Source organism: Gemmatimonadota bacterium, assembly GCA_016719105.1.
GTDB lineage: Bacteria > Gemmatimonadota > Gemmatimonadetes > Gemmatimonadales > Gemmatimonadaceae > SCN-70-22.
The window spans coordinates 415,327-426,505 of record JADKAQ010000001.1 but is presented as its reverse complement, the minus strand read 5'-3'; the positions used below and the strand labels follow the sequence as shown (position 1 = coordinate 426,505).

Annotated in this window: 11 protein-coding genes; 6 read left to right on the top strand and 5 right to left on the bottom strand. The window is 68.4% G+C overall.

Annotated features, from left to right (window positions below; all coding sequences use genetic code 11):
- The 4 genes from IPN47_01770 to IPN47_01755 all read right to left on the bottom strand — a co-directional run bounded on the left by IPN47_01770 (position 1) and on the right by IPN47_01755 (position 2,987).
- Positions 1-444 (bottom strand): hypothetical protein, encoded by a 444-nt coding sequence (locus tag IPN47_01770; protein ID MBK9406776.1) that lies wholly within the window; start codon positions 442-444, stop codon positions 1-3.
- Positions 441-1,712, bottom strand: a complete 1,272-nt coding sequence (locus IPN47_01765) for an inositol-3-phosphate synthase (protein MBK9406775.1) — start codon at positions 1,710-1,712, stop codon at positions 441-443. The genes IPN47_01770 and IPN47_01765 overlap by 4 nt, the downstream gene beginning before the upstream one ends.
- Before the next feature lie 90 nt (positions 1,713-1,802).
- Entirely contained in the window at positions 1,803-2,531 is a 729-nt protein-coding gene (locus IPN47_01760; protein ID MBK9406774.1) for a CDP-alcohol phosphatidyltransferase family protein, read from the bottom strand.
- A 123-nt stretch (positions 2,532-2,654) separates the two neighbouring features.
- Positions 2,655-2,987, bottom strand: a complete 333-nt coding sequence (locus IPN47_01755; GenBank protein ID MBK9406773.1) for a hypothetical protein — start codon at positions 2,985-2,987, stop codon at positions 2,655-2,657.
- Positions 2,988-3,095: 108 nt separating this feature from the next.
- Here IPN47_01755 and IPN47_01750 point away from each other — a divergent pair, with 108 nt between their 5' ends.
- The 6 genes from IPN47_01750 to IPN47_01725 all read left to right on the top strand — a co-directional run bounded on the left by IPN47_01750 (position 3,096) and on the right by IPN47_01725 (position 10,043).
- Positions 3,096-4,397 (top strand): beta-lactamase family protein, encoded by a 1,302-nt coding sequence (locus tag IPN47_01750; protein ID MBK9406772.1) that lies wholly within the window; start codon positions 3,096-3,098, stop codon positions 4,395-4,397.
- A gap of 40 nt (positions 4,398-4,437) precedes the next feature.
- The gene (locus IPN47_01745) at positions 4,438-4,806 is read left to right on the top strand and encodes an iron-sulfur cluster assembly accessory protein (protein MBK9406771.1); all 369 of its coding nucleotides are present in this window, start codon (positions 4,438-4,440) and stop codon (positions 4,804-4,806) included.
- 6 nt (positions 4,807-4,812) lie between these two features.
- On the top strand, positions 4,813-6,765 hold the full coding sequence (nagB, locus tag IPN47_01740) for a glucosamine-6-phosphate deaminase (GenBank protein ID MBK9406770.1): 1,953 nt from the start codon (positions 4,813-4,815) through the stop codon (positions 6,763-6,765).
- A 12-nt stretch (positions 6,766-6,777) separates the two neighbouring features.
- On the top strand, positions 6,778-8,313 hold the full coding sequence (locus tag IPN47_01735; protein MBK9406769.1) for a sodium/solute symporter: 1,536 nt from the start codon (positions 6,778-6,780) through the stop codon (positions 8,311-8,313).
- Positions 8,310-9,242 carry a hypothetical protein gene (locus IPN47_01730; GenBank protein ID MBK9406768.1) on the top strand — a complete coding sequence of 311 codons (933 nt, stop codon included), beginning with the start codon at positions 8,310-8,312 and terminating at the stop codon, positions 9,240-9,242. Before IPN47_01735 ends, IPN47_01730 begins: the two co-directional genes overlap by 4 nt.
- A 141-nt stretch (positions 9,243-9,383) precedes the next feature.
- Positions 9,384-10,043 carry a DedA family protein gene (locus IPN47_01725; protein MBK9406767.1) on the top strand — a complete coding sequence of 220 codons (660 nt, stop codon included), beginning with the start codon at positions 9,384-9,386 and terminating at the stop codon, positions 10,041-10,043.
- 883 nt (positions 10,044-10,926) lie between these two features.
- Here the strand turns inward: IPN47_01725 and IPN47_01720 are convergent.
- Entirely contained in the window at positions 10,927-11,145 is a 219-nt protein-coding gene (locus tag IPN47_01720; protein ID MBK9406766.1) for a hypothetical protein, read from the bottom strand.
- Between the last annotated feature and the right edge of the window lie 34 nt (positions 11,146-11,179).

Genomic DNA, 11,179 nt, shown 5'->3' with positions numbered 1-11,179 from the left:
TCACTTGTTGCACGGCTGCCCCGGCGGTGCCTCGGACAGGATCTCCTGCATCCAGTCGTTGGCCCGCTGCAGGCGCTGGGTGGAGTCGCGCCGGAACTGGAAGCCGATGGCCCAGGTCCCGGCATTCACGAACATCAGCTTGCTGTAGTACGTGCCGAGTTCCTTCCCCGGCGTGAGCCCATTGTCCACGCTCTTGCGATCCTCATTGGTGGCGAAGATGCGCCCTTCGCCCCCCTCGATCGGCTCACCCGTCTTGGCATCGCGCACCACGACCTTGAACTCGACCTGCTCCAGCGCACACGGCGGCGCCGGCTCGAACGAAATGGCAATCGAGTAGTCGTCCGTGAAGAGGCGGACCTGCGGTTGCGGGCCGGTTGGGCCGCATGCGACCGCGCCCAACGCCAGGACGCTCGCTGCCAGCGCGAGCCGGAGCCGTCGGATCATGAGGCGTAGTATTCGAGGCCAAGGTGCGTGATCTGCTCTTCACCCATCAGGTGACGCAGCGTGTTCTTGAGCTTGGTCTGCTGGATGAACAGGTCGTGCTCGGGCTGCAGCCCTGGCGCGGCCATCGGGCTCTTGTAGTAGAACGAGAGCCACTCCTGGATCCCCTTCATCCCCGCGCGGTGCGCGAAGTCGGAGAGGAGCGCGAGGTCGAGGACCATCGGCGCCGCCAGGATCGAGTCGCGGCACAGGAAGTTCACCTTGATCTGCATCGGGTAGCCCATCCACCCGAAGATGTCGATGTTGTCCCACCCTTCCTTGTTGTCGCCGCGCGGCGGGTAGTAGTTGATGCGCACGACGTGTGAGAAGTCCTTGTACAGCGCCGGGTACTGCTCGGGCTGCAGGATGGTGTGGAGCACCGACAGCTTCGACTCCTCCTTCGTCTTGAACGACGCAGGATCGTCGAGCACTTCACCGTCGCGGTTGCCGAGGATGTTGGTGGAGTACCATCCCGCCAGGCCAAGCATGCGCGCCTTGATGCCGGGGGCAATGACGGTCTTCATCCAGGTCTGCCCGGTCTTGAAGTCCTTGCCCGAGATCGGGACGCCGCGCCGGTTGGCCAGCTCCAGCAGCGCCGGGGTATCGACCGCGAGGTTGGGGGCGCCGTTGCAGTACGGGACGTCCTCCATGATGCAGGCCCACGCGTACAGCATCGCCGGCGCTATGGCATCGTCGTTCGCTTCCATCGCGCGTTCGAACTGCTCGATGGTCGCATGCTGCGGCCCCGGCTTGATGAAGGTCTCCGTGGAGGCGCACCAGACGGCGACGACGCGCTCACACCCGTTCTTCGCCTTGAAGTCGCGAATGTCCTGGCGCAGCTGTTCGGCGAGGTCGCGCTTGGTCTTGCCCGTCTTGACGTTGGTCGTGTTCGTGAGGCGCGTGACGTACCGCGACTCGAAGACGGCCGGCATCGGGACGATGGACGAGAGGAAGTCCTTGAGCGGCTCGAGATCCTTGTCGTCGAGCACACCCGCCTTCTTGGCGGCGGTGTACGCATCATCCGGAATGGGGTCCCACGCGCCGAAGACGATGTCCTGGAGCGGCGTGAGCGGGACGAAGTCCTTGATGAGCGGCGCGCGATGCTCCGTGCGCTTGCCGAGGCGAACGGTCGCCATCTGCGTGAGCGAACCAATTGGCTGGCTCAGCCCGCGCCGGACGCTTTCGACGCCCGCGATGAAGGTGGTCGCGACGGCCCCGAGCCCCGGGGTCAGGATGCCAAGCTTACCGGTGGCCGGACGGACGGCGACGCGGGGCGTAGAAGCAGACGAACCCTGCACGGACAGTTCTCCTGAATAGGCGAATTAGCGGGCGCCCTGTCCCGCTGGCGCGGGACGGCGAGCCTCAGCGCCGGCAGCCGGCGCGACGGGGGCGGACGGGGCCACCTCGGCGTCGAGCGCCGGGGTGTTCGTCACGCGGTAAACGTAGAGAATGCGTTGTACAGCGGTGATCCATGCGGTCACCGAGAGCAGGACGCAGATCGTGATCAGGACCCACCCGTTGAGGGCGAGACCGAAGAAGGCCTGCGGCGCGGAAAGGAGCGTCACGCGTTCGGGGCGCTGCAGTATCCCGACCTTCGCGTCGATGCCGAGCGACTCGGCACGCGCACGCGTGTACGACGTGAGGAACGTTCCGATGCTCCCGAGGATCAGCACGGCGACCATCGGCGTCCCCATGCTGTGCGGGATGGCCTGATGGACGTCGTTGCGGGCGAAGAAGATCGTGAGCCCGCCAAGCAGGGCGCCATCCGCGACGCGGTCGAGCGTGGAATCGTAGAACGCGCCGAACACGGTCGAACGCCCAGTGCGCCGAGCCACGGTGCCATCGAGGACATCAAAGAGCGCCGTGAGCCCCAGCACCCATCCCGCGGTCCGAATGTGGCCAGCCGCAAAGATGGCACCCGCAATCACCGAGCAGATCGTCCCAACCGTGGTGATGGTGTTGGGGTTGATGCGCTTCCGAACCATCCAGTCCGCCACGGGGGCGATCACCTTGAGGTAACCGCGAATGATCGCTTCCCAGAGACTCTTCATGCGGGGCGGATAGGGATGGCGAGCGGTTCGCCTAGGGCGGGACGCGGTCAGAAAACCGGACGGGCCCGGTATGATCCGAGCCACTGAAAGTACGCCTGTCCGCAGGCACTTACAACCCTGCGACTACGGCACTTGCCACTCGAAGACACCGGTGAGTACGACCCCATCGCGCGTGTACGAACGCGAGCCGTCGGCGAGTGCGGCGCGCAGGCGCACCGTGCTTCCTCCAGTCACCCCGGGGACGGGGATCAGTTCCGTCGCATTGGCCGCGACGACCTTGAGCTGCTGTTCGGTCCCGCCGGCCAGGACGAAGATCGTGATGGCCTGGGTGGTGCGGTTGGTGACCTTGAGCGAGACCTCGACGGCGGCGGCGGGGGTCGACTGGAGCGTGACCTGACGGGCGCACGCCGCGAGCGGAACGAGGGTCAGCATCGCCAAGCAGAGGAATCGGCGCATCGAGGATCGGGGCAGGAGACGATGACACGCGGTCTCGGCGACGCGCGCTCTTGCGGGCGAAGGTGCCGAGGCACGACCGTTCGCGCAACACCTTCCATCACACGTGCCATGCCCCGTTCGCCGTCGCCCGCCCCTTCGCATTCGCTCGTCCAGGCTCCGTCGTTCCCGCGCCGGCGTCGTCACCGGACGGTCCTGACGGCGCTGTCGGTGCTCGCGGCGACCGCCTGCCGACTGCCCGGTCAGGGGCCTGCGGCGGCGCCGCTCCCGCGCGTCAGCGCCTCGGTGGCGACCGCGCGCGGCATTGACCTCGCCGTGCTCCAGGGGCGGCTGGATCGCGTGCTGCAGCAGGCCATCCGCGACAGCGCCTTTCCCGGAGCGGTCGCGCTGGTCGGCAGTCGAGCGGGGATCCTCGCGCAGTCGGCGGTCGGGACGCTGGACGCGGCCGATCCGGCGGTGCCTAACGAACGCACGCTGTGGGACCTCGCCTCGCTCACCAAGGTGGTCGGGATGACGTCGGGGGTGTTGCGCCTCGTGCAGGACGGCATGATCGACCTTGACGCGCCGGTCCAGCGCTACCTCCCGGAGTGGACGGGGGCCGGGAAGGAGAAGGTCACGGTGCGCCACCTGCTGTCGCACTCATCGGGGCTCCCCTCGTGGCGTCCGTTGTACAAGGAGGCCACCTCGCCGGCGCAGGCGCTCGCCCTCGTCTTCGCCACGCCGCTCGACACGGTGCCCGGCGCCCGGATGGTGTACAGCGACCTGGGGGCGATTCTCGCCGGGCAGGTCGTGACGCGGGTGTCGGGGACGCCGTTCAACGAGTTTGTCACGCGCAACGTCTTTCGCCCGTTAGGCATGCGCGAGACCGCGTGGCGCCCGGCCGCGTCGCTGCGCGCCCGCATCGCCCCGACCGAGGTGGACCCGTGGCGCCAGCGTCACCTGCGCGGGGAGGTGCACGACGAAAATGCCTTTGCCCTCGGCGGGATCTCGGCACACGCCGGGCTCTTCTCCTCGGCCGCTGATCTCTCCCGCCTGGCCCGGATGTACCTCAATCACGGGCGTCTCGATGGCGTGCAGGTCCTCGACTCGGCGACCATCGCCCGCTTCACGTCTCGGCCCGACTCCCCGCTCTCCAACCGTGCGCTGGGGTGGGAGAAGCCGAACGGGTCCAACTCGGCGGGGCGACGGATGTCGGCCGCGGCGTTCGGGCATACCGGCTTCACCGGCACCTCGTTCTGGGTCGACCCGGCCAACGATGTCTTCGTGATCCTGTTGACCAACCGGGTGAACCCCACGCGCGAAAACCGGAAGATCGGGGGGGTGCGGATCGCGGTCGCCGACGCGGTGATGGGGGCGCTCCAAGGGTGCGCGGAGAACGCGACCTTGCTTGAATGCCCGGGGAGCGGCCGCTAGATTAACGACCATTCCAGTCGCAATTCGCGACCTATCGCAAATGGAGGCAATCGTGAGCACCAACGTCCACCCCGATATCGTCGTTACCGTGACCCCGGTCGCCGCGGTCGAGGTCAAGCGTTTCATGGATGCCGAGGGTGTCTCGGCGGATGTCGGCGGGCTCCGCGTGAGCGTCCAGCCTGGGGGATGCAGCGGCTTCAAGTACGGGCTGCTCATCGAGGACCAGGCGGCGGAAGACGACTACATCGTCCAGCACGAGGGATTCCGGATGTTCGTGGATCCCTTCTCGGCGCAGTACATCAATCAGGTGATCATCGACTACGTTTCGTCGATGCAGGGTTCGGGCTTCACCTTCAAGAACCCGAACGCCACCGGCGGCTGCGGCTGCGGTAGTTCCTTCTCTGCCTAACGAACCATGACTCTCCCGGCTCCTGGCGTGACCACCACGCCGGGCGCCGCCGCGCACGACGAGGCCCGCGATCCGTTGTCGACGAATCGCGGGCTTTCGCATTCCCCCGCCGGCGACGCCCATTCGCGTGAGCGCATCCCCACCATCGTCGTCGACGAGCACGAGGACATCGCCCGGCTCGTGGCGGCGCGCATCGCCACGCTCGTCCGCGACCGCGCGGCCTCGGGGCAACGGTGCGTCCTCGGCCTCGCGACCGGCTCCACGCCGATCGGCGTCTACCGCGAACTGATCCGGTTGCACCGCGAGGAAGGGCTCTCCTTCCGCCACGTGGTGACGTTCAACCTGGATGAGTACTACCCGATGGCGCCGGACAACGTGCACTCCTACCACCGGTACATGTGGGAGAACCTGTTCTCGCAGATCGACATCGAGGCCGAGAACGTGCACATCCCGCGCGGCGACATCCCGCGGGCGGCGGTCGAGGCGCACGTCCGCGACTACGAGGTGGCGATCCGTGACGCCGGGGGGATCGACTTCCAGATCCTCGGCATCGGCAAGACGGGGCACATCGGCTTCAACGAGCCCGGGTCGGGCGCCGAGAGCCGCACCCGCCTGGTGACGCTCGACATGATCACGCGGCGCGACGCGGCGGCCGATTTCTTCGGCGAGGACAACGTCCCGCGCGAAGCGCTGACGATGGGCGTGGCCTCCATCCTCGACGCGCGCGAGATCGCGATCCTGGCGACCGGTGAGCACAAGTCGGCGATCGTGCGCCGCGCCGTGGAAGGCGACATCGCCGTCGACGTGGCGGCGACGTTCCTGCAGCGTCACCCGGCCACCCGCTTCTACATCGACCGCGCCGCGGCCGCCGACCTCACGCGCATCGCCACGCCGTGGCTGCTGGACGAGGTCACCTGGACCGAGGGGCTCACGATCCGCGCGGTGGTCTGGCTGTCGCTCAAGGAGGGCAAGGCGATCCTCAAGCTGACGCAGCGCGACTATGCCGAGCACCACCTCTCCTCGCTGGTGGCCAAGTTCGGGAGCGCCGGCGAGGTGAACGGGCACGTCTTCAACGCGTTAGGCGCGAAGATCAAGGGGCGGTCGAAGCTGCCGGAAGAGACGCGCATCCTCTGCTTCTCGCCGCATCCCGACGACGACGTGATCTCGATGGGCGGGATCCTGCGCAAGCTGGTCCTCAACGACAACGCCATCACGGTCGCCTACATGACGAGCGGCAACATCGCCGTCTTCGACCATGACGTCCGGCGCTACGTCGACTTCCTCGTGCGCCTCGCCCACGACCGCCAGCTCGACGTGGCGGCGATCGGGGCGATGCGCGACCGAGTGTACGGCTTTCTCGACGCCAAGCACCCGGGCGACGTCGATACGCCCGAGGTGCAGGACATCAAGCGCATCATTCGCGAGTCGGAGGCGATCTCGGGGATCGAGACGCTTGGGATGCAGAGCAGTGCGGCGCGCTTCCTCAACCTGCCCTTCTATCAGACCGGGAAGGTGCGCAAGGACCCGATCGGCCCGGCCGACGTGGCGATCGTGAAGGCAGCGATCGAAGAGACGCGCCCGGAGATCATCTTCGTGGCAGGCGACCTCTCCGACCCGCATGGCACGCACCGGATGTGCAAGGAAGCGATCGAGGGGGCGCTCGACGCGCTGCGCGCCGAGGGGAAGCCGACTCCCGAGGTATGGCTCTACCGCGGCGCGTGGCAGGAGTGGCCGATCACCGATGCGACCTGGCTCGTCCCGATCTCGCAGGACGAACTGCGCCTCAAGATCCAGGCGATCTTCAAGCACCAGTCGCAGAAGGACTCGGCCCCCTTCCCCGGCCAGGACGACCGCGAATTCTGGCAGCGCGTCGAGGCCCGGAACAAGGACACTGCCGCACTGCTCGACCGGCTCGGGCTGGCTGAGTACTTCGCCATGGAGGCGTATGTCGTCGTGTAAGGGGGCGGCATAATGGGAAGCTTCACCGTCCTCGACATCGTCGTGCTGGTCGCCTACATGGGCGGGACCACGGCGTTAGGCGTCTGGCTCGGCCGCGGGCAAAAGAGCGCCCGTGACTACTTCGTCGCGTCCCAGGCGATCCCCTGGTGGGCGATCCTCTTCTCGGTCGTGGCCACCGAGACGAGCGCTCTCACCTTCATCTCGATCCCCGGTCTCGCGTACCTCGGCGACTTCTCGTTCCTGCAGGTGGTGTTCGGCTACATCGTCGGACGCATCATCGTGTCGTATGTCCTGTTGCCGCGATACTTCCAGGGAGAGCTGGTCACGGCGTATGCACTGCTCGAACGTCGCTTTGGCCTGGCAACGCGACGCTTCGCGTCCATCACCTTCATGGTGACCCGCGCCTTTGGCGACTCGGTGCGCGTGTTCGCGACGGCGATCCCGGTCGCGCTGATTCTCGGGCCGTCGATCCCGGTGGAATACGTCACGCCAGTCTCGATCCTCATCCTGGGCGCGTTCACCCTGGTCTACACGTACGAGGGCGGGATGCGAGCGGTGGTGTGGACCGACGTGCTGCAGACCGGCGTGTATCTGGCGGGCGGGTTTGCGGCGCTCTACCTCATCGGCGATGGCGTCGACGGGGGGTGGTCGGCCATCCTCTCGCGCGCCGGCGCCGAAGGCAAGCTGCGCGTCATCGACCTCTCCACCGACGTGAGCAAGCCACACACGCTGTGGGCCGGCGTGATCGGCGGCGGCTTCCTGTCGATGGCGAGCCATGGTGCGGACCAGCTCATCGTGCAGCGGCTCCTGGCGTCCAACAACCTGCGCGATGCCCGTCGTTCACTCATCGGCAGCGGCTTCGCGGTGCTGGGGCAGTTCCTCCTCTTCCTCTTCATCGGGGTGGGGCTCTACGCGTACTACGACGCGCGCACGTTCGCCAAGCCCGACGAGATCTTTCCGACGTTCATCATCGAGGTGATGCCGCCGGGCATGACCGGTCTGGTGGTCGCGGCCATCCTCGCGGCCGCGATGAGCACCGTGTCGGGCTCGCTCAACTCACTGGCCGCCGCCACGACACACGACATCTACCTGCCGCTGAGCGGGCGCAAGGCCGACGACCCTGCCGTGTATCGCGCGGGAAAGCTCTTCACGCTCGGCTGGGCGGTGATCCTGATCGGCGGCGCGCTCCTCTACAAGAACCAGGGAACGCCGGTGGTCGTGGTCGCCCTCTCGATCGCCTCCTTCACCTACGGCGGCTTGTTAGGCGCCTTTGCGCTCGGGCTCGGCTGGCGGCGCGCCAACCAGCGCGACGCGATCACGGGGATGGCCGTGGGAATCCTGTCGATGACGTTCGTGGTCTTCGCAAAGCAGCTCTCGGCCGCTTATCCTTCGCTCGCCGAGTCCCTTGGCCCGCTGGGCGCCATCGCCTGGCCTTGGTACGTCCTCATCGGCACCACCATCACGTTCCTCACCGGCATGCTGTCGTCGCTCACTCATCCCGCCGTCGTTCCGCCCTCGATGTCCACTCCGTCCAAGGGGGGGGCATGACTGCGATCGTCGTAGGCGTCGACGGCGGCGGCTCGCGCACGCGCGTGATGGTCGCCGACGAGACCGGGAAGGAGATCGTCACGGTCGAAGGCGGCCCGAGCGCGGTGCGCCCCGGGGAAGCCGAGAAGTCGGCCGATATGATCGCGGCGACCATCAAGGACGCGCTCGCGGCCTGCGACATGACCCACGTGGTCCCCAAGGTGCTCTGCGTCGGCGTGGCCGGCGCGGGGCGCGACGCGGAGCGCGACGCCCTCTGGCAGGCGCTCATGAGCCGGGATCTGGCCGAGGACGTGGCCGTGCATCCCGACGCCATGATCGCGCTCGACGACGCCTTTGGCGATGGGCCGGGGCTGCTGGTGATCAGCGGCACCGGATCGGTAGGGTATGGCCGAGGCCCCGCCGGGGCCTTCGCCCGCTGCGGCGGCTGGGGTCCCAACTGCGGCGACGAAGGGAGTGGCGCCTGGATCGGTCGCCGGGCGTTGAGCATCGTCACCGCATCGTTCGACGGGCGCGAACCCGAGACACAGCTCACGGGGGCGGTGCTGACGGCCGCCGAGGTGAATGAGGTGGCCGACCTCGTGGCGTGGGGGGCTGCTGCCACGCCGGCGACGCTCGCCACGCTCGCCCCGGTCGTCCTGAGCGTGGCTCAAGGGGGGGACCTGCGCGCCAACTCGCTGGTGACGCTCGCGGTCGAGGAGCTCGTGCTCCACGCCCGCACCCTGGCGCGCCAGCTCTTTGGCGACGAGCGGGCTGCGGTGCCGTTGGCGTTAGGCGGCGGGCTGCTGGCCAAGGGGACGCTCCTGCGCAAGCGCATGGTGCACCGCCTCAAGACGGCGGTCCCGGGGGCCCAGCTGCGGGAGGAGGAACTGGTCCCGGTGCGTGGCGCCGTGCGCGGTGCCCTTCGCCTGCTCGGGGCCACCACGAACTGATGCGGGGCCCGGACGGGCCGGCGGGGAGGGCGCGGCGTCCCCCTCCCCCGCCCGGTCCCCGCGATGCTCGACCGGCCAGCGAATCGTCTCCCGCGGCCTGAGGCTTGCACAGAGACCGGCGTCTCCCCCTTTCCCAGTCTCATGGACCTGATCCATACGTTCGTCGACTACGTCCTGCACCTGGACGCCCACCTCGCCACGCTCGTGAGCTGGGCGGGCGTGTGGACGTATGTGGTGCTGGCGCTCATCATCTTCTGCGAGACCGGGCTGGTCGTAACCCCATTCCTCCCAGGCGATTCGCTCCTCTTCGCCACGGGGGCGCTGGCCGCCGCGACCGGGTCGCTGAGCATCGTGGCCCTCTTCGTCCTCCTGACGGTCTGCGCCATCCTGGGCGACGCAGTGAACTACTGGCTGGGGTCCAGGCTGGGGGCGCAGGCGGCCGCGGGGCGGCTGCCCCTCGTCAAGAAGGAACACATCCAGCGCACGCACGAGTTCTACGAGCGACACGGCGGGAAGACGATCATCCTCGCCCGGTTTGTCCCGATCATCCGCACCTTTGCCCCATTCGTCGCGGGCGCCGGTACCATGTCGTACCAGCGGTTCGCGGCGTACAACATCAGCGGTGGCGTGGCGTGGGTGGGGCTGATGCTCTTTGCCGGCTACTTCTTCGGCAACATCCCGGTGGTGAAGGACAACTTCTCCCTCGTGGTCCTGGCCATCATCATCCTCTCGATCATCCCGGGAGTGGTGGCTGTGTGGCAGGAGCGGCAGCGCATCCTGGCGGAGCGCGCAGCGCGGTAACCGGGCGACTGGCCCCGCTTTCGCACGCGGCGACGGTCCCAGGTTGGTCCGAGCTCCCAGCGTTGCCCCGAGGAGATCGACAAACAATGCCGCGACGTCGGCGAGGTCTCGCGAACGCTGGGCGCACCTGCGCGTAACGTCGACGTATTTCGTCGAACCGTGAACCGCGTCGCCCGACGCGTCGACGCGATACGCCGGAACGGGTGCCGCAGCGCCCGGAACTTCGACGTGGCGCGCCGGAACGCGTGCAGCGTCAACCGAAACGTCGACGTGTTTCGTCGGAACGCGTGCAGCGGCGCCCGGGCCTTCGACGTGGCGAGTCGGAGCGCGTGCGGTGTCGCTCGGGACGTCGACGTGGCGCGCCGGAACGCGTGCAGCGTCAACCGAAACGTCGACGTGTTTCGTCGGAACGCGTGCAGCGGCGCCCGGAACTTCGACGAGGCGAGTCGGAACGCGTGCGGTGTCGCTCGGGACGTCGACGTGGCGCGCCGGAACGTGTACGGCGTCAACCGAAACGTCGACGTATTTCGTCGGAACGCGTGCAGCGGCGCCCGGAACTTCGACGAGGCGAGTCGGAACGCGTGCGGTGTCGCTCGGGACGTCGACGTGGCGCGCCGGAACGGTGCGGCGTCAACCGACACGTCGACGTACGGGCCGCGCCGCCCCCCCGGCCGACGGCGAGTCGGAACGCGTGCGGCGTCGCGCGGGACGTCGACCGGGCGCGTCGAACGCGTGCGGCGTCGCGCGGGACGTCGACCTGGCGCGCCGAAACGCGCGCGGCGTCGCGCGGGACGTCGACCTGGCGCGCCGAAACGCGCGCGGCGTCGCGCGGGACGTCGACCTAGCGCGCCGGAACGCGTGCGGCGTCGCGCGGGACGTCGACCTAGCGCGCCGGAACGCGTGCGGCGTCGCGCGGGACGTCGACCTGGCGCGCCGGAACGCGTGCGGCGTCGCGCGGGACGTCGACCTGGCGCGCCGGAACGCGTGCGGCGTTGCCCGGGACGTCGACGCGGCGCGCCGGAACGCGTGAGGCGTTGCCCGGGACGTCGACGCGGCGCGCGGTTGACGGATCGCCGTTGGCGCGCGGTACGCCGGCCCGCACGCAAATCGGGCGCCGATCCCGAAGGACCGACGCC

Excerpts from the sequence above, each read along its gene's own strand:
- IPN47_01770 (MBK9406776.1), bottom strand. The coding sequence starts at position 444 with ATGATCCGACGGCTCCGGCTCGCGCTGGCAGCGAGCGTCCTGGCGTTG.
- IPN47_01730 (MBK9406768.1), top strand. The coding sequence starts at position 8,310 with ATGACTGCGATCGTCGTAGGCGTCGACGGCGGCGGCTCGCGCACGCGC.
- IPN47_01750 (MBK9406772.1), top strand. The coding sequence starts at position 3,096 with ATGCCCCGTTCGCCGTCGCCCGCCCCTTCGCATTCGCTCGTCCAGGCT.
- nagB (MBK9406770.1), top strand. The coding sequence starts at position 4,813 with ATGACTCTCCCGGCTCCTGGCGTGACCACCACGCCGGGCGCCGCCGCG.
- IPN47_01760 (MBK9406774.1), bottom strand. The coding sequence starts at position 2,531 with ATGAAGAGTCTCTGGGAAGCGATCATTCGCGGTTACCTCAAGGTGATC.
- IPN47_01755 (MBK9406773.1), bottom strand. The coding sequence starts at position 2,987 with ATGCGCCGATTCCTCTGCTTGGCGATGCTGACCCTCGTTCCGCTCGCG.
- IPN47_01745 (MBK9406771.1), top strand. The coding sequence starts at position 4,438 with ATGGAGGCAATCGTGAGCACCAACGTCCACCCCGATATCGTCGTTACC.
- IPN47_01735 (MBK9406769.1), top strand. The coding sequence starts at position 6,778 with ATGGGAAGCTTCACCGTCCTCGACATCGTCGTGCTGGTCGCCTACATG.
- IPN47_01725 (MBK9406767.1), top strand. The coding sequence starts at position 9,384 with ATGGACCTGATCCATACGTTCGTCGACTACGTCCTGCACCTGGACGCC.